The organism is Methanomethylovorans sp., from assembly GCF_050177135.1.
Taxonomy (GTDB): Archaea; Halobacteriota; Methanosarcinia; order Methanosarcinales; family Methanosarcinaceae; genus Methanomethylovorans.
In genome coordinates this window covers 1-15985 of record NZ_JBFXHJ010000038.1, presented here as the reverse complement: position 1 = coordinate 15985, position 15985 = coordinate 1, and the positions used below count along the sequence as shown (strand labels likewise).

Here is a 15985-nt window from a genome sequence, read left to right as displayed (position 1 = left end):
CACCTGAGCACTACTGTTCCTGTATAAATTACATTTTCTGTTAGATTTCATAAGATCGCCTCCTTTAACAAATTACTGAAGATTTTATGGATAAAGCTGTACAGCCTCTTTCACACCGTATGATGAAGGCGTCACGAAATCAGCGTTCGTTACTACACCTGATTCCGGAGTGAGAATGATGTTAACAACGCTTCTTGGCACCAGGTTAAGGCCCGAATTCTTAAGACCTGCTGAAGTATCGACGGTACTTACAAGGTTATAGCCAGTTGCGGTAGAGGAAGTTGTGGCAATGTATACGTTGATAAGGTCACCAGTGTTCATCACAGGGTTAGACTGGGAGAAAGACGCATCTTCATCACGTATACGCTCTACTGTAAAATAGTGATCACAGTTGTTAAACGTGGTGATTGCAGTAGTTTGCTTTGTAAGAAGAGTTTGAAGATTAGTTGCAGCACTGGAAGAGTTAAAATTGTCCATTTCTCCATCTGATGCACCGATGTTTGCATAGGATTTATGATTGCCTGCATATACGAGGTTATTGGCAGTGGTACCATCAGTAATAGAGACAACCACCTGGTTCACATCCACTGAGGCACTTCCTACGTTCAGACCAACCTTCAATTTCAGCAGGTCAATGGTAGAGGACATGGAAGTAGCACTATCCTTTGCGCGCACGCCTTCAATGTTCTTGACTATAAGGTTGGAAGATACTTCCTGAGTTGCCTGTTTACCTGTAGACTGAGCCTTCTGCTGCAATGTACCAGATGTCTGGATAAGTACAGCAGCAGCCACGGCTGCAACCAGCACCATTGCAATGAAGATAATAAGAGTGCCTATACCCACCTGGGCACCTGTGTTTCTGAATAATGTTTTTCTTCTGTTTGCTTTCATGTGTATTCTCCTTTCAACATCCATAATATAAGGATGTTATTATATTAGTATTTAATATATAAAAAAGATATGGTTGCAAATCTCAAACATTAAACATCCCAAACTTATCTTTTGTTAATAATTGAAGCGTAATTGGATCCATGAATAAACCAAAGTATACAAAAAGAATTCATCGTGAAAAGAAGTGGTGTCACGACATGGATATTATTATCACCCTCTGGCAAAATCTTTAAGTAGAAGGTATTGTATGTACATAGTTATACACCAATGTAGATAAAGAGGATATAATGCACGATGTTGTTAATCAGATCCTTAATGAAACTTCTAAAAGGGTAGCTGCTATAAAAGGTCCTGATCAGGACGAACATGACATGAAAAAGGATAACAAAAGAGATATAGTAGCTTCTATACGAAAAAAACAAATGGAAGGTCATATACCCGTTATATCGGAAGTGAAGCCTGCATCACCCTCAGAAAAATATATGGATATACCGCCGGAAAAGGCAGCCACCATAGCAATGCAAATGGAAAGAGCGGGAGCTGTTGCTATTTCGGTACTGACTGAGCCAAAATTCTTTCACGGGTCACTTGCTAACTTAGAAAATGTCAGAAGGGAAGTGAATGTACCGGTGCTCAGGAAGGACTTCATCATTGATGAAAAACAGCTGGGAGAAATATCCTGTGACATCATATTGCTAATAACAGGCGTGCTTGGAGCCAGATTAGGAGAATTTGTAGACCTTGCTATTTCAAAGGGCATGGAGCCACTGGTGGAAACACAAAGCGAAGAAGAACTATACATAGCCCTTGCAACAAATGCAAAACTAATAGGCATCAATAACAGGAATTTCCATACAATGGAAGTGAGCCTCAACAATACTATAGTACTGGCTCCGCTTGTAAGGAAATACGATACTGAACATGGCACTGATCACGTTATCATCAGCGAAAGTGGGATATATTCAGGTGCAGATGCAGGAAAAGTAATAGAAGCTGGTGCCGATGCTCTTCTCATAGGGACCGCTATAATTAAAAGCGATGATATATACCATAAGACAAAGGAGCTAGTGGAGGCACAAAAATGTACAAAAAACTTTGCAGGTCCAAAAGTGAAAGAATCATTGCAGGCGTATGTGGAGGGATCGGAACATTTCTGAATATCGACCCGACCCTGGTAAGGCTCCTGTGGATATTTCTGATATTCCTGGGTGGCGGAGGGATCCCGGCGTATTTTATCGCCTGGCTGATAATTCCTGAAGAATATTAAAACGATCAAATAATTAAAAACGGCCTATTACTAAATTAGGATCAATACAGATAACCGGAGTGTAAACTATGCAAAAGCCTACTTATGGGAGGTTCGGTGGCCAGTTCGTGCCCGAAGTGCTGATGCCGGCATTGAATGAACTGGAAGAGGAATACGAGCGATACAAGGAAGATCCCGAGTTTCTCAGGGAACTGAACTACTATCTTACGGAGTTCGCAGGGCGCAGCACACCTCTGTACCATGCAAGGAACTTAAGCAAGAAATATAGTGCAAAGATATACCTCAAACGTGAGGATCTGGTGCACGGTGGTGCTCACAAACTTAACAACACCATTGGGCAGGCACTGCTTGCCAAATACATGGGCAAGAAAAGGATCATCGCTGAAACGGGAGCCGGACAGCATGGTACTGCAACTGCGATGGCAGGAGCTAATCTTGGATTTGAGACTGTTGTATATATGGGTGCAAAGGATGTGGAAAGGCAGAGAATGAATGTGTATCGCATGGAACTTATGGGTACGACGGTCCACCCTGTGAGGTCCGGATCAATGACCCTGAAAGATGCGATAAATGAGGCTCTGAGAGATTGGGTAACCAATGTGGAAAATACACACTATCTTATCGGTTCTGTAGTGGGACCCCACCCCTATCCAATGATCGTGAGGGACTTCCAGAGTGTGATTGGCACGGAAGTCAGACAGCAGATCATGGAAAAAGAAGGAAGGCTTCCTGACTCCATTGTTGCCTGTGCAGGCGGGGGAAGCAATGCAATGGGCATATTCCATCCCTTCGTAGAAGATACTGATGTGAAGCTCTTACCGGTGGAGGCGGGAGGTTGCGGTATGCAGGTGCAGGGAAAGACCGCAATGCATTCTGCTTCCCTTGGAGCGGGCGAGGAGGGGATCCTGCAGGGTGCAAGAACGCTTATACTGCAGGATAAGTACGGACAGATCCTTGAATCTACGTCTGTGTCCGCCGGACTGGATTACTCAGGGGTTGGACCTGAACTTGCATATCTGGCAGAAACAGGCAGAATTCAGCCCGGCAGTGTCAACGACCAGGAAGCTCTGGATGCTTTCCATGAACTTTGCAGGCTTGAGGGTATAATCCCGGCACTCGAATCATCTCATGCACTGGCTTACATAAAGAAAATGGCAGATACCGGTGAACTTGGGGATCTGGTGGTGGTGAGCCTTTCCGGAAGAGGGGACAAAGACCTTGAAACCGTATTGAAGGTAAAAGCAACTACCAGCGAGGAGAAATTATGAGAATAGCAGATAAGTTCCGTGAACTGAAAGCAAAGAATGAGAAAGCTCTCATTGCTTATGTATGTGCAGGAGATCCCAGTTCAGAAGACACTGGAAAATATGTGCACGCACTTGTAAAGGGCGGAGCTGACATAGTGGAACTGGGCTTGCCTTTCTCAGACCCTGTGGCAGACGGACCTACGATCCAGGCTGCATCTGACAGGTCTCTGGAAGCCGGTATGAACCCGGACGTCTATTTTGAACTTGCTGCATCCATTAAAGAGCAAGTGCCGCTGGTATGCATGACATACTATAACCTCATCTTCAGAAGAGGTGTGGAAACGTTCGTGAAGGACTGTGCTGCATCAGGCATCACCGGCATAATAGTGCCTGATCTGCCCATAGAGGAAGCCGATGATATCCTCAAAGCTTGTAAAGCACATGGTGTTGACATGATATTCATGGTAACTCCTGTAACGGACAGGGACAGGATGCAGAAGATATTCAGCAAAGGTTCAGGATTCTTATATATAGTATCCCGCCTGGGAGTCACAGGAGCCCGTGCTGATGTGGCAAGGTCCACAAAGGAGATCCTGGAGAAAGTGAACACAACCCTTCCCAGGGCAGTTGGGTTTGGCATATCCAATGGCAAGCAGGCTGCAGAGGTGATTGCAGCAGGTGCCGATGCCGTAATAGTGGGATCGGCCTTTGTGAACATCATAGCTTCCCAGGACAATGTGGAAGAAAGATTGGAACATTTATCTGAGGAACTGAAGGCCGGTTGCAGTGGCCAATAGGCTGCTGCACCATTTTACATAATCATATAGAATAAGATCATATCACTCAAAGATCTGATCTACGAACCACCTGGGATCGAACTTCTTCAGATCATCGTAACCCTGGCCCATGCCTAAGAACAGGATAGGTTTGCCCGTGATATATGCAATGGATATAGCAGCGCCTCCTTTGGCGTCTGCATCCGTCTTGGTTAAAATGGAACCGTTTATGGGCACTGCTTCGTTGAACTGGGCTGCCCGCTCTACGGCATCATTGCCGGCCACAGCCTCATCCACGAAAATAATAAGATCTGGAGCACTTACCCTGCAGACCTTCTTGAGCTGTTCCATAAGATTGAGGTTGGTATGCATGCGGCCTGCAGTATCCGATAGCACTATGTCGGCCTTGTGGGCTTTAGCATATTGCATCGCATCGTAAACAACTGCTGCAGGGTCACCGCCTTCCTGATGTCGGATAACCTTTACGCCTACCCTGTCACCATGTATCTGCAACTGGTCGATGGCACCTGCCCTGAAGGTGTCACCTGCTGCAAGGACTACGGAATATCCCATGTCCTTAAAACGTTTTGCTGTCTTAGCGATGCTGGTGGTCTTTCCAGTGCCATTGATGCCTACAAAAACAATGTGCACTGGCTTCCTGGCATTCCTGACATAATCATCAAGGTCAAAAACGTTTGCACTCATCACATCATATAAAGCATTGCGTAAAGTCTGCTCAACAATGTCAGTGGTATCCTTACCGATCTTCCTGCGGGAACCTACAAGTTCGGATCTCACAGCCTCTGTAATGGCTTCCGCAACAGTGAGAGCAATATCGCTCTCAAGCAAGGCGATCTGGAGGTCCCACAGAGGTTCTTCAAGATCCTTCTCGTCCAGAATGAACTCGCGCTCAAAGACCAGAGCCTTTGCCTTGCTTATCAGGCCGGTCTTCTTCTGCTCCTGGGATCTGGAAGCTTTTGTATCTATATTCAGATCTGAAACAAAAGTCTTCTGCGGTTCTACCTCATCGATAGTAATTTCGGTTGCAGTATCAACTAGAGGCTGCTGCTCTGTTTCTGATCCTGAGGGAGAAACAAAAGGGATTTCAGCTACTTCTTCCTGAACAGACTCCACAGGAACGGCCTTTTCATCGATCTGTTTGCCGAGACTTTTTGTAAAGCCGCTGAGCTTTTCTTTCAGTTTATTGAACATACGATCAACTCTGCGGAAATGATAGTAAAAAAATCACTGGGTGCCTGACTGTGCACCCTGCTGCAGTGCAGCTACCTGAGCTTCAATAGCCTGCATGCCCTGAGCCAATTGCCCTAGGGTGGTATTCATCTTTTCCAGTATCTTATCAAGCTCGTTCTTACGTCTCTGAAGAATTTCCTTTGCTTCAGGAACGGATTTCTCGATACTGATACCAGCCCCAACATTGACCACTACTTTATCGATCATATCGAGCTTAGCATAGACGAATGAACCGGACCCAATAGGAACCATGGTCTGAGCACCTGCCTTTTCTTTTTCCAGCTCCTCAATGGTAGTGATGGCCCGCTGGCAGTCCTGTGCAGACAGACTTACCATGCTTATCTGCTGCTGTAAAGCTTCTGCTCTACGCTGATACTCACGGTGCTGCATCAAGAGGCTGCGCGGGTCCGCGTCATTCATCTCTGCCATGGATCATGCCTCAGCAATACTTTCTATTCTTACAAACATCCTTTTAATGCCATGCTTGCTGCCAAAGAGAGAATAGACCTTATCCTCTGCATTTTTCTCATTCTGGCTAACAACTTGCTTGGTGAATTTTTCCCATTCACATCCGGCTTTGAACTTCCCTTTAACAACAAAGTCCTTCATATCGATCACCCATATATAGATTGAAATATTCTTAATCTTTCGAAATAAAACCCAGAGCACCCTCGATCCTGCCCAGCTCATAGCCGGTGGTCTTTGAACCTGCCACATAACCTTTGGAATTTGCCAGCAGGCCTGAGCCTACCATTGGAGTGCCGTAATTGGTAGTTCCCACATCCACAGGCAGTTCAAATATATCTTCAAGGAATGCCAGCTCCTGTGCAGTGGTCCTGGGATGCACAAGCAGTCCCTTGTTTGTTGCTGTCCCGGCCATACCTACTGTTTTCAGACCTGCGATAGTACCCCTGTGCACATTCACTTTCAAGGTTTGCGCAATGATATCTATAGATTTGTCAGACAGATCCGGGTGGACAAGAGCAGCTGAATCGTTAGCTAGAACAATATTTCCAACTGCATTCAACTTATCAGGAAGAACGGATATAGTAAGACCTATACCTTCCAAGCCCTCAACAAAACCACCTCTAGGAACAATAAATCCATTTGAATTGCCCCTTATCATAGAGCCGATCACACTGCTTTGGCTCAATATGACCTCAAGTACCTGAACATGTAAATTGTCAGCTATAAAGTCCTTGGCATTTGCTTTTGTGCCACATGGCACCAGAGCAACGTCTTCCGTACAAGTTGCGAAAACCCCGATCACAGGGGTATCCATTATATCCAGAGTAGGGATCATCATTTCGATGTACTTCGCTTTCTGAAATAAGATAGGGTAGCAGTTTCAGGCAAGTTCTGCCTCTACCACTCCATCTTCAAACTTCGCAGCACGTACCCTTATAAAGGATGGAGGCTTCTGCATACCTCTTTCCCACACTTTCTCATTAATGGTCGCGTGCAACTTTACCTGGTCGGATCCTACCTTCATGTGTTTGGTAAGGTAATTCCTTATGAGCGTCATAGCCTTATCCGCCCTTCTGTACCTGGGGAGTTCTTTAATTGAACGCAGAGGGATCGTATAGACCTGCTCTTTAACTGCATCTTCTGCCATCATCATCACCTACTTACTTCGCATCCAGATCGCTTCTTCTCCAGCTTCTCCTCTTTGGATGACCTACAACCTTTCTACCGGTCTTGATTATCACCCAAGTTGGAACCCTGTGGTTCTGCCTGTGTGCTTTTGCAAGCCTAATTTTTTGTCCTTTAGTATTCTGGCTCACTTGTCTCACCTATCTATGGAATCATAAATCGAATAAGATGTATATCAAAGTTTGGCTTTATTGTAGATTTCGCTGTGTTTATAGATATCCGTTTAAGATATGTATTGTTCACTCGCGATAATATATTAGCTCTTACGGCCAATGACATGAGACTGAACATGAGAGGGAAAAAGCTTCCCAATCATATTTTCACCATGTCTTTGACGTATGATCTCACGCAATTCCGTTTCATAATCTGCTTTTATGACCTCTGAACTTTGGCCTTCCTCTATTATCAGATGTTTATTTACCAGAAGATCAACAGCAGATCTGCCGTATCCCTTTAGCGGACATATATACATTATACCTGACCTGTCCTCTATGCTGCGGGACTGACCAATGGTCAATACGGGAACACGGTCATCCCTGCGCACTCCATCAATAACTACTGAAACATTCTTCTCATAAGCAAGCCGTTCCACAGCCATATAATGGATATGGTTTATGGCGCTTCTGGGGAAACCATCCCTTAGAAGGAAACCATAGGCCCCTTCCAGCACCTGTCTGTCAAGTTCAAGAGTCCGGTGGGGAAAACCAAGCCTTTCAGCCGCTTTTCTAGCAACCTCGCCCACAGGGAGCACACCGAAGGTACACGTCACCAATTCTATTTCAAAGAATGGCTCAAGCAGTATAGCCGACAGAGAACTGTCCTTTCCACCGCTGAAAAGAACTGATGCTTTCATGACCTCGTATTATACCCTCGTGATAGTGGTCTTACGCTTCTTGGGCTGCATTTGGGCCAACAGAGCTTTCAATTTCTCATCTGTTATCTGAGACTGCAGGCGCCCGTTCTGTGCAAGCATTATTAACTGGGACTCCAGCTGTTCCACTAGTTCGGGCCTGGACATTTTCAGTGTAGTCAGACGTTCTCTTGCCTCTGGGGTGAGGATCTGCCGAAGAATAGATTGCTTCTTAGCCTCCAGTTCGGCTTGCATCTGTTCCTGCTGATAAGCAGCCTGGATATCAGGATGCATTTGGGCAGCCTGCTGGTGCTGTAACTGTTCAAGCCTCTTTCTGCGGATATCCTCAAGTTCACCTGCCATGCAATCACCTGTGAATATACTGTCAATTTACAGGAATTTATGAATTGGATCTGCCACCGACTGCCGCCTTAGTATTTGGCAAGTCCGGGGATCTTCTCTAATAGTGCCTGCTTGACCTCATATGCAGTATTGTCCAGCATGGATTGACCGGCTGGGGACACTACACGACCACTTTTCAGTGAGCGGACAAAGCCTGCTGATTCAAGCTGTTGTGCAGCTTCTCTGGCAATGGAACCGCTTCCCTTAGCCTTTCTGTGGGGTTGGGAACCCATATCTTTTTTACCTCCGTAGACAGACCTCAGCCTCTCTACGCCGATGGGACCATCGGTATAAATAGTTCTTAACACAGCGGCACAGCGAATGTACCACCAGTCATTGTTCGTGGGAGCAAGCTCCTTGTGGGCACCGGTCTTAACATAGGCCGCCCATTCAGGAGGTTTTACATGCTCATTCTCCTTCAACTTTTCTGCTACCTTAGAGATCAGGTCACTTGCAGGAACATCATATAACGTAGTCATTCTATTCTCCCTGGATTAGATAATAAATTTTCAGACAATTGGACTCAGCATCTGGAAACTTAGATACGGTGGAGTATTGGTTTTAAACTCTCAGTTAGTATATACGCTTTTCGGCAGAAAGGAAAGGAAATAGTTATTTTCTGAAGGTCTGTTCCCTTCCAGGACCCACTGAGATATATTCTATGGGAATTCCTGTCTTTTCCTCAAGATATGCCACATACCTACGGGCAGCATCAGGCAGGTCGGAGAACTGGCGTACATTAGTAAGATCATTCGACCAACCTGGTAATTCCTCAAAAATAGGAACACACCGGGCAAGATCACCAGTGAGCTCAGGAGGATAGTCCATGAACTTACCATCCAGTTCATATCCGACACAGACTTTCAGCGGATCAATATCAGAAAGAACATCGAGCTTTGTAAGAGCAAGTTCCGTATAACCATTGAGAAAAACAGCCTTCTTTACCAGAGGCATGTCAAACCAGCCGCAACGTCTTGCCCGGCCAGTGGTGGTACCGAACTCCCTTCCAACCTGCTGGAGCTGTTTTCCCACATCATCCTTCAGTTCAGTTGGCAGAGGACCTTCACCTACACGAGTGATGTATGCCTTGACTATGCCCAGCACATTATCCACCTTTGTTGGCCCAACTCCCAGATTAGCACATGCAGAGCCGGCAATAGTACTGGAAGAAGTGACAAATTTCTGAGTCCCATGGGTCACATCAAGATGTGTTCCCTGTGCACCTTCAGCAAGCACATTTTTGCCTTCTTCCAATGCTTTGTTGATTTCCAGAGATACATCCGTTACGTAAGGTGCAAACTTTTGACCCAGTGAAACATAGAGGTCTATTGATCTACTATCCATGACAACGGAGGGATCTCCGCCAAGTTCCCGAATAGAACTTTCCTTCTGGGAAGCCAGTTCCCCGATCCTTGCAAGGAACTTTGCCTTGTCTGTAAGGTCAGCTAATCGTATCTCATCTCTTGCAACCTTGTCTATATATGCAAAGCCTATACCTTTTTTAGTGGTCCCTATCTTCTCAGAGCGACTCGACTCTTTCAGACCGTCGAGTTCAATGTGATATGGCATGATAATACTGGTCTTGGCATCTATACCAAGCTTTTCAGGACCAATATGGATCCCCCCCTTGGCAAGCATTTCCAGTTCCTGTGCCAGAGACAGAGGATTCAGGACCGTACCGGGACCTATGAGTACTCTGGAATCAAGCAAAAAACCTGAGGGTATCAGATGCAGTTTGTAGACAATATCCCCTACTTTGACAGTGTGGCCTGCATTATCCCCTCCCTGGAATCTGACCACGAGGTCGTACTTATCAGAAATCAGATCAACGATCTTCCCTTTGCCTTCATCACCAAACTGAGCACCTGTAATGATTGTGAACATAGGATGCAGATGAACGTCGATACATAATAATTTTGTGATGCAGACTTATAATTCCTCGTCGAATACTAGCATCCGCGTACCTTCGTCAAAAGGATCATTATCATTCTTACTGCAGCGCAGAGTACGTGCATTACCCATATCAAGCAGAGTATCGATAAGTTTTTCAGCCAGATTAAGTGTTACATTGAACTCTGACTCCAGCATGTAAATTGCATCCTGTCTTTTGATAGAGAAATTACAGGAATTGGATCTGCGGGGAGATGTACATGAACTATAGAATTCACACCTTTGGACCCTGGAACTGTTCTTGAAGTGTACAGCAAGGCCATGCCATGAATAAACGTTGTGCATACCTTTGATACCATAAAGATTTGATTTGCTCTTATCCTGTACATCGGGCATACTAATAAATATATTAGTTAACTATAAATAATTGTGCATAGAAAGAGGAAACAATCGATCCAATGGATACTAAATAGATACCCAATAGATATAGGATCTGGTACAAAAAGAATTACAAAAATTATGATAATGCCATCGGATACTAGAAAAGGTATATATACTGATAAGGAATATGGACAGGACAATATGTTGATATCTATAGCATCTGCAGCGTTAGTAAGTGCAGTAGCATCTGTCACCACAAATGGTGCGGCAGCATCGATGACTACAGCAATGGGATTGCCCGAATATGGAGCCCTTGCGGTCCTTGCATTGGTTATGCTACTCTGTGCAAAGCTTATGCTATCCGCATCCACAAGATGGAATAATATTATCAAGTGTTCACTGGATATGAGTATTATACCACTGCTGATCTCTTTTGCCGCTATAGTAATTTACAAGATCATAACAATAATCTGATGAATATTGTTAATGAAGTAGTGCTGCTAATATAGAATATTAAAATGACGGGATTGTAGATCTCTTTGCAGCACCCTGCTTTTATTTAGCATTACAATCGTATTAGATACCCAGCTGTGCACTAAATTATATTATAATATGGTGAACAGCAGATATCCATTTATCAGAGTATTCCAAGCCCCGGCCCTAAAAGGGGTATGAGGCTGAAAAGGAAGACGTTGACAAGACCATGGGTAAGAGCAACAAAAGGCAGGCTTCGAGTTTTAATGAACATATAACCTAGTATAAGACCTACCAGTGATGCAAAAAGGACACCAGAACCTGTACCATAAGCAGAACTCATAACACCGAAAAGCAAGCTGGTAGCAATAAGTCCCACTGTGGTACCAAATACGCCTTCAAGTCTGGTTTGAATAAGAGATCTGAACATGAGCTCCTCCACCAAACCTACACAAAAGACCATGATCAGAACAATGTCCACCATATTATAGAACGACATGTTTGGCACAAGAGGAACAACAGGAACAATAAAGAACTCCGCTTCTGCTATCAGCAAACCGATCACAAATGAAAGAGGCAGGTAAAGAACAAACTTCTTGAAAGACAGACCAAGCTGTACCAGGGAAAAACTCTGATGTCTTATAATAAGGAATATGGGTATAAACAAAGGTATATAGACATAGAAATACCGATATAAGACCATTTCAGAGAATACGGGCATGGAGAAATTGACCAGCCTTAATAAAGGCAAGAGCATAAGAGCCTGCAGAGCCCATGCCATACATTTATCCTTTTGACTTACGGTGCTTATAGATACAGCTATAAGAACAAAAGTATGAAGTATGATCGCTTCCCGCCGCATTCCTGAGAACATGAAGAGTTCTGCAAACGCTATGAGTAAGATAGTAGCCAGAACAGGGCGTACCGACCTGGTGGCCAGACGGGATAATTCATGATCCTGCCGTTTTACATGAACATTATCGTCATTAGGCTGCATTATACCCCTCGCGTTACATTGACCCATAAATGAAGGTCCCTATAAGGAACAGTTAGATCATCGTTCTTGAACAGCAGGAACTCTAATTTCATGTTATCGCCAACAGAATTTGGAGTGAACATCACAGGCCTCTCCCAGGTAGCATTATGTTCCAAGCTAAAACTCTGCACATTGGATGGAATTGAAAGCGAATCATTGTTTAGTCTGATATCCATTGTATATTTAACACGCTCATATTCGTGATTGACCACACCGATGATTACCTCGCCATTATCGCCCATAGTATACTGAGTTGTATAATTCTCCGCCTTGCCATCCATACCAAGTATATAGAATTCGGTGAATTTTTCGCCCTGTTTAGGAGTAATTACAACATATGTAAGTGCCACCACTGATGCCAGTACCGAGATCACAAGAATGATAGTAAGAATACGGTCCAACCGGGATTCTGGTTGTTCGCTCAGAGGGGCTTTTAAAGATCCATACACCTCACCTGAAGACACTGAAAATGCCTTGTCAGAAGGAAGATGAGCTCTCCTGTAAACAGCAACTGCACACATAAATAGAGTAAAGACCGATAAAGAGATCAATATTGGAATGAGCCTTATACCCCAGGGTGTGTAGTTTAGCCCAAGACCTATCAGCGGTACTACGGCAATACTCAGACCGAAACCCAACGCGAGACGTTCAATGCCGTCAAGATCATCCTTTGCCGGAAAAAGAGCTGCTATTAAAGCATATCCAGGCAGGAATAGCACCATAGGCAGACCCAGCACCGTACGGACAGGAGTGGATGCCAGCTCCGGTATTAATATGAACAGGTCCGTAAGCAATACAAGAGCGACAACAATGGGAATGTCAATAGAATTTTTCCTTTTATTTGGCATGGCTATCCCTGTGATGTAATTCATAGTAATTGAATGTTTCTAACAGAGTTTTAATAAAGAGATTTAAATGGTTGCATAGAGAGGTCTATTTGCTCATTAGATTTATTATATTATTTGAATTTACTCTTCCTTGAACAATGGACAAAGTTGAAACATAATATAACTAATAATCTTTTTGCTTCTAAACATTCCATTATATTTATATGAGAATTAAACCTATTCTTTTCTAAATGGAAATACAAACTTGAGTTACTAAAAAGGTTACAGATTTGTCCTATATGGATACGTTTCCATTTGTGACGGCGTAGTTCTGGCATGACCTGAACAGTGAACCTGAGTTTTTCTGAAATATAGAAGGGGGTTTCATACATGGATAAAATGACAAAAGTTGGTATCCTTGGTGCAGCTGCTCTCATAGGTGCAGGATTGGCAGCATTGTCTGAAGAGAGAATAAGAGAGTTCGTTAAGGAAAAGGTTGATACCGGTGCCCTGAGCAAAGAGGAGGGCAAGATGCTGGTGGAAGACCTGGTCAAAGAAACAAAAAAACAGAGGCTTGACCTGGAAAAGAACATTGTCGAAAAGATACGTACGACGGTCCTGAAAGCCGACAAGGAGCTCGCGAACCTGGAGGACAGGATAGCAGAAACAAAGATCCAGGAACTTGAAGCGGAACTTGAAAGGATGAAAAACCTTCGCAAAACTGAAAAATAAGGATTGACGCCTTGCAAAAAGGCAATTATTGTCTTTCCTTTTTTAAGTATCTGGAGATTTCGTTTTTCATTAGTATTCTTACCACTATTATTGCATGTGCTTCAAGATAATGTTCCATTCCTTGCTTTTTAGACAGTAAAGTAAGTTTAAAAGAGGTTGGTATCAGGTAGCAAACCAGCCTTTTGTCCTCAGGCATATCTTTACCAGCATCAACATCACAGGCACTTCTATAAGCACACCCACTACAGTTGCAAGCGCAGCACCTGATGACAGACCGAATAGGATGGTAGCGGTTGCAATTGCGACCTCAAAATGATTGGATGCACCTATCATAGCCGAAGGAGCGGCATCTTCGTAGCTCAGATGCAGACCCTTGGAGAGCACATATCCCAGCAGGAAGATGAATGTAGTCTGGATGAACAGGGGGATAGCTATCCAGAGGATTGTAAGTGGTTGTGCAAGAATGGTCTCTCCTTTAAAGCTGAACAACAGGATGAGCGTTATCAGCAGGGCTATGATGGTCACAGGGGTAAGAAGATGAACAAAACTTGTGTTGAACCAAGCTTCGCCTTTGCTCTGTATGATTATTTTTCTGGATACATAGCCAGCTGCAAGTGGCAAAGCTACATATACACCTATGGAAAGAGCCAATGCCTGCCACGGCACCGGAAGTTTGCCCACCCCAAGAAGGAAACCTCCCAAGGGACCGTAAAGGAACAGCATTGTAAGAGAGTTGATCGCTACCATCATAAGAGTGTGAGCATCATTGCCCCTCGCAAGAAAACCCCATACCAGCACCATGGCAGTACATGGGGCGATACCCAGAAGGATACATCCTGCCAGATAACTGCGCCATAGAGGTATTTCGAGCATTTTTACACCATCTGCCAGAACTACAGTACCTTCACCATACGTTGCACCTACCGGCAGATCAAGACCAAAAGGCATTTTGACAAGGTCAGTAGCCTCCGGTCCGATAAAATCCAAAAAAAGTGTGCCCAGGAAAAAGACTGAGATAACATACATAGTAAAAGGCTTTATTGCCCAGTTGATGAACAGAGTAAGACCGACGGGTTTGAAGTGTTTCCCGGCTTTAAGCACCTCTCCAAAATCGATCTTCACCATTATGGGATACATCATGAAGAACAGACAGATGGCTATAGGTATCGAAACTACCGGCGCTTCACCGACATAGATGGACAGGCTGTCAAGATACAAAGATACACCGGGAGCAAATCTCCCAAGTAATATACCTGCAATGATACAAAGAACTACCCATATAGTAAGATACTTTTCAAAAAAACCGAGACCTTTGGGCTCTTTGGTAATACATGCTTCTGTTACCATATCTAAGCCTCTTTTTTCTTTAGATTTTATTGATATTTAGGCATCCCAGCATTTCAAACAATATTGAATGACTTCTTTTTTTACAATTATGTATCTTGTAAATATAACACCACAAGTTTGACATCAAAGTATGTTGATATGAACGCTTATATAGAATTCAGTTTTCTCTACAACATTATGAAATGTTGTCCTGTTGACAAAGACCTTAAGGAAGAATGGGAGCATGAGTTGGAAAATGAAGCAAACATAGATGAAAATGAGATCAATAAACTATGTAATGTATTCAAAGTACTAAGCAATCCCATTAGATTGAAGATCGCTTATCAACTTATTAAACAAGATTACTGTGTCACAGCATTAGTTTATGTGTTGGGGGAAAAGCAGAACCTTGTTTCGCACCATCTGGCTGTAATGAAAGAGAATGGGGTTGTTGATTCCTATAAAAGTTCCAGGTACACATATTACAAATTAAAACCTGAAGTATTCTTCATGTTAAGGGCCCGAGATATTTACCAAGAAAAATGAAAATTTGCTCAGGCCAGTTAATTAATCAGCCAGATCTTTCGTCACTCTGCAAAAAGCCAGTTCGAAGCTTACGGGCCCAGTTCTTTGTTCTTCTGAGAGGTGCAGGGATCCACGATATTCTTTTCCGACCGTGATCTCTGGATACAGCACAGGATTCCAGCAATTTGCAGATAGCTTTTGCGCCATTCAGCTGTTCTGACAACTGTCGCATTGATCGTGCATTCCCTACAAATTTCCCATTGTACACTATATCTTTGACATACATGAGCATTTCATCAGGAGAAACAGAATAATCAGGACAGTACCCCAGTTCGTTTTCCGCTATTACTGAGGCATTGTTCTGCTGTTCGGTATGGCCGCTGTCAGGAAAAGAAAGTACTGGAATGCCAAAGCTAGGGGTTTCCATCAAAGTACTGTGACCTCCCGGAGCAATAAT

22 protein-coding genes and 1 pseudogene are annotated in these 15985 nt (G+C 43.9%); 7 read left to right on the top strand and 16 right to left on the bottom strand.

Annotated features, from left to right (window positions below):
• Positions 1–84: 84 nt before the first annotated feature.
• Complete coding sequence (locus AB7U21_RS04910) at positions 85–891, bottom strand: archaellin/type IV pilin N-terminal domain-containing protein (RefSeq protein WP_428387431.1); 807 nt, start codon at positions 889–891, stop codon at positions 85–87.
• A gap of 287 nt (positions 892–1178) precedes the next feature.
• Between AB7U21_RS04910 and AB7U21_RS04905 the strand changes: the two genes are divergently transcribed.
• The 4 genes from AB7U21_RS04905 (at position 1179) to trpA (ending at position 4202) form a co-directional block, all read left to right on the top strand.
• On the top strand, positions 1179–2048 hold the full coding sequence (locus tag AB7U21_RS04905) for an indole-3-glycerol-phosphate synthase (RefSeq protein WP_428387429.1): 870 nt from the start codon (positions 1179–1181) through the stop codon (positions 2046–2048).
• The gene (locus AB7U21_RS04900; protein WP_428387427.1) at positions 1973–2158 is read left to right on the top strand and encodes a PspC domain-containing protein; all 186 of its coding nucleotides are present in this window, start codon (positions 1973–1975) and stop codon (positions 2156–2158) included. The genes AB7U21_RS04905 and AB7U21_RS04900 overlap by 76 nt, the downstream gene beginning before the upstream one ends.
• A 68-nt stretch (positions 2159–2226) precedes the next feature.
• Complete coding sequence (trpB, locus tag AB7U21_RS04895) at positions 2227–3426, top strand: tryptophan synthase subunit beta (protein ID WP_428387425.1); 1200 nt, start codon at positions 2227–2229, stop codon at positions 3424–3426.
• A complete protein-coding gene (gene trpA / locus AB7U21_RS04890; RefSeq protein ID WP_428387423.1) occupies positions 3423–4202 on the top strand; it encodes a tryptophan synthase subunit alpha in 780 nt (259 codons plus the stop codon). The genes trpB and trpA overlap by 4 nt, the downstream gene beginning before the upstream one ends.
• 42 nt (positions 4203–4244) lie before the next feature.
• Here the strand turns inward: trpA and ftsY are convergent, their stop codons facing one another.
• The 11 genes from ftsY to AB7U21_RS04835 all read right to left on the bottom strand — a co-directional run bounded on the left by ftsY (position 4245) and on the right by AB7U21_RS04835 (position 10623).
• Positions 4245–5393 carry a signal recognition particle-docking protein FtsY gene (ftsY, locus tag AB7U21_RS04885; protein WP_428387421.1) on the bottom strand — a complete coding sequence of 383 codons (1149 nt, stop codon included), beginning with the start codon at positions 5391–5393 and terminating at the stop codon, positions 4245–4247.
• 33 nt (positions 5394–5426) lie between these two features.
• A complete protein-coding gene (gene pfdA, locus AB7U21_RS04880) occupies positions 5427–5861 on the bottom strand; it encodes a prefoldin subunit alpha (protein ID WP_333787217.1) in 435 nt (144 codons plus the stop codon).
• Between the two features lie 3 nt (positions 5862–5864).
• Entirely contained in the window at positions 5865–6041 is a 177-nt protein-coding gene (gene rpl18a, locus AB7U21_RS04875; RefSeq protein ID WP_333787218.1) for a 50S ribosomal protein L18Ae, read from the bottom strand.
• Between the two features lie 31 nt (positions 6042–6072).
• Positions 6073–6735, bottom strand: a complete 663-nt coding sequence (locus AB7U21_RS04870; protein ID WP_428387433.1) for a translation initiation factor IF-6 — start codon at positions 6733–6735, stop codon at positions 6073–6075.
• A 45-nt stretch (positions 6736–6780) separates the two neighbouring features.
• On the bottom strand, positions 6781–7047 hold the full coding sequence (locus AB7U21_RS04865) for a 50S ribosomal protein L31e (protein ID WP_292350904.1): 267 nt from the start codon (positions 7045–7047) through the stop codon (positions 6781–6783).
• 13 nt (positions 7048–7060) lie between these two features.
• On the bottom strand, positions 7061–7216 hold the full coding sequence (locus AB7U21_RS04860) for a 50S ribosomal protein L39e (protein ID WP_333787219.1): 156 nt from the start codon (positions 7214–7216) through the stop codon (positions 7061–7063).
• Between the two features lie 125 nt (positions 7217–7341).
• Positions 7342–7938: a DUF7411 family protein gene (locus tag AB7U21_RS04855; protein WP_333787220.1), complete on the bottom strand. Its 597-nt coding sequence runs from the start codon at positions 7936–7938 to the stop codon at positions 7342–7344.
• Positions 7939–7947: 9 nt separating this feature from the next.
• Entirely contained in the window at positions 7948–8298 is a 351-nt protein-coding gene (locus tag AB7U21_RS04850; protein ID WP_292350899.1) for a DNA-binding protein, read from the bottom strand.
• Positions 8299–8366: 68 nt separating this feature from the next.
• Complete coding sequence (locus AB7U21_RS04845) at positions 8367–8816, bottom strand: 30S ribosomal protein S19e (RefSeq protein ID WP_333787221.1); 450 nt, start codon at positions 8814–8816, stop codon at positions 8367–8369.
• Between the two features lie 133 nt (positions 8817–8949).
• Complete coding sequence (locus AB7U21_RS04840) at positions 8950–10221, bottom strand: adenylosuccinate synthase (RefSeq protein ID WP_428387418.1); 1272 nt, start codon at positions 10219–10221, stop codon at positions 8950–8952.
• Positions 10222–10266: 45 nt separating this feature from the next.
• A complete protein-coding gene (locus AB7U21_RS04835; RefSeq protein ID WP_333787223.1) occupies positions 10267–10623 on the bottom strand; it encodes a hypothetical protein in 357 nt (118 codons plus the stop codon).
• A gap of 186 nt (positions 10624–10809) precedes the next feature.
• Between AB7U21_RS04835 and AB7U21_RS04830 the strand changes: the two genes are divergently transcribed.
• Positions 10810–11082, top strand: coding sequence for a hypothetical protein (locus AB7U21_RS04830; protein WP_333787224.1), 273 nt, complete (start codon positions 10810–10812; stop codon positions 11080–11082).
• 163 nt (positions 11083–11245) lie between these two features.
• Here AB7U21_RS04830 and AB7U21_RS04825 read toward each other — a convergent pair whose 3' ends face one another.
• The gene (locus AB7U21_RS04825; RefSeq protein ID WP_333787225.1) at positions 11246–12079 is read right to left on the bottom strand and encodes a CPBP family intramembrane glutamic endopeptidase; all 834 of its coding nucleotides are present in this window, start codon (positions 12077–12079) and stop codon (positions 11246–11248) included.
• Complete coding sequence (locus tag AB7U21_RS04820; protein ID WP_428387415.1) at positions 12079–12966, bottom strand: DUF1616 domain-containing protein; 888 nt, start codon at positions 12964–12966, stop codon at positions 12079–12081. Before AB7U21_RS04820 ends, AB7U21_RS04825 begins: the two co-directional genes overlap by 1 nt.
• Positions 12967–13335: 369 nt before the next feature.
• Here AB7U21_RS04820 and AB7U21_RS04815 point away from each other — a divergent pair, with 369 nt between their 5' ends.
• On the top strand, positions 13336–13677 hold the full coding sequence (locus tag AB7U21_RS04815) for a hypothetical protein (RefSeq protein WP_428387413.1): 342 nt from the start codon (positions 13336–13338) through the stop codon (positions 13675–13677).
• 162 nt (positions 13678–13839) lie between these two features.
• Here the strand turns inward: AB7U21_RS04815 and arsB are convergent, their stop codons facing one another.
• Positions 13840–15024, bottom strand: a complete 1185-nt coding sequence (gene arsB, locus AB7U21_RS04810) for an ACR3 family arsenite efflux transporter (RefSeq protein ID WP_428387411.1) — start codon at positions 15022–15024, stop codon at positions 13840–13842.
• 117 nt (positions 15025–15141) lie between these two features.
• Here arsB and AB7U21_RS04805 point away from each other — a divergent pair, with 117 nt between their 5' ends.
• Entirely contained in the window at positions 15142–15549 is a 408-nt protein-coding gene (locus tag AB7U21_RS04805; RefSeq protein WP_428387409.1) for an ArsR/SmtB family transcription factor, read from the top strand.
• Positions 15550–15808: 259 nt separating this feature from the next.
• On the opposite strand, the pseudogene AB7U21_RS04800 reads toward AB7U21_RS04805, so the two are convergent.
• Positions 15809–15985, bottom strand: a pseudogene (locus AB7U21_RS04800) (glycosyltransferase); the annotation flags it as partial.

What these genes read in the sequence shown, in the direction of transcription:
- AB7U21_RS04910 (WP_428387431.1), bottom strand. Translation starts at nt 891, where the DNA reads ATGAAAGCAAACAGAAGAAAAACATTATTCAGAAACACAGGTGCCCAG.
- AB7U21_RS04905 (WP_428387429.1), top strand. Translation starts at nt 1,179, where the DNA reads ATGCACGATGTTGTTAATCAGATCCTTAATGAAACTTCTAAAAGGGTA.
- AB7U21_RS04900 (WP_428387427.1), top strand. Translation starts at nt 1,973, where the DNA reads ATGTACAAAAAACTTTGCAGGTCCAAAAGTGAAAGAATCATTGCAGGC.
- trpB (WP_428387425.1), top strand. Translation starts at nt 2,227, where the DNA reads ATGCAAAAGCCTACTTATGGGAGGTTCGGTGGCCAGTTCGTGCCCGAA.
- trpA (WP_428387423.1), top strand. Translation starts at nt 3,423, where the DNA reads ATGAGAATAGCAGATAAGTTCCGTGAACTGAAAGCAAAGAATGAGAAA.
- ftsY (WP_428387421.1), bottom strand. Translation starts at nt 5,393, where the DNA reads ATGTTCAATAAACTGAAAGAAAAGCTCAGCGGCTTTACAAAAAGTCTC.
- pfdA (WP_333787217.1), bottom strand. Translation starts at nt 5,861, where the DNA reads ATGGCAGAGATGAATGACGCGGACCCGCGCAGCCTCTTGATGCAGCAC.
- rpl18a (WP_333787218.1), bottom strand. Translation starts at nt 6,041, where the DNA reads ATGAAGGACTTTGTTGTTAAAGGGAAGTTCAAAGCCGGATGTGAATGG.
- AB7U21_RS04870 (WP_428387433.1), bottom strand. Translation starts at nt 6,735, where the DNA reads ATGATCCCTACTCTGGATATAATGGATACCCCTGTGATCGGGGTTTTC.
- AB7U21_RS04865 (WP_292350904.1), bottom strand. Translation starts at nt 7,047, where the DNA reads ATGGCAGAAGATGCAGTTAAAGAGCAGGTCTATACGATCCCTCTGCGT.
- AB7U21_RS04855 (WP_333787220.1), bottom strand. Translation starts at nt 7,938, where the DNA reads ATGAAAGCATCAGTTCTTTTCAGCGGTGGAAAGGACAGTTCTCTGTCG.
- AB7U21_RS04850 (WP_292350899.1), bottom strand. Translation starts at nt 8,298, where the DNA reads ATGGCAGGTGAACTTGAGGATATCCGCAGAAAGAGGCTTGAACAGTTA.
- AB7U21_RS04845 (WP_333787221.1), bottom strand. Translation starts at nt 8,816, where the DNA reads ATGACTACGTTATATGATGTTCCTGCAAGTGACCTGATCTCTAAGGTA.
- AB7U21_RS04840 (WP_428387418.1), bottom strand. Translation starts at nt 10,221, where the DNA reads ATGTTCACAATCATTACAGGTGCTCAGTTTGGTGATGAAGGCAAAGGG.
- AB7U21_RS04835 (WP_333787223.1), bottom strand. Translation starts at nt 10,623, where the DNA reads ATGCCCGATGTACAGGATAAGAGCAAATCAAATCTTTATGGTATCAAA.
- AB7U21_RS04830 (WP_333787224.1), top strand. Translation starts at nt 10,810, where the DNA reads ATGTTGATATCTATAGCATCTGCAGCGTTAGTAAGTGCAGTAGCATCT.
- AB7U21_RS04825 (WP_333787225.1), bottom strand. Translation starts at nt 12,079, where the DNA reads ATGCAGCCTAATGACGATAATGTTCATGTAAAACGGCAGGATCATGAA.
- AB7U21_RS04820 (WP_428387415.1), bottom strand. Translation starts at nt 12,966, where the DNA reads ATGCCAAATAAAAGGAAAAATTCTATTGACATTCCCATTGTTGTCGCT.
- AB7U21_RS04815 (WP_428387413.1), top strand. Translation starts at nt 13,336, where the DNA reads ATGGATAAAATGACAAAAGTTGGTATCCTTGGTGCAGCTGCTCTCATA.
- arsB (WP_428387411.1), bottom strand. Translation starts at nt 15,024, where the DNA reads ATGGTAACAGAAGCATGTATTACCAAAGAGCCCAAAGGTCTCGGTTTT.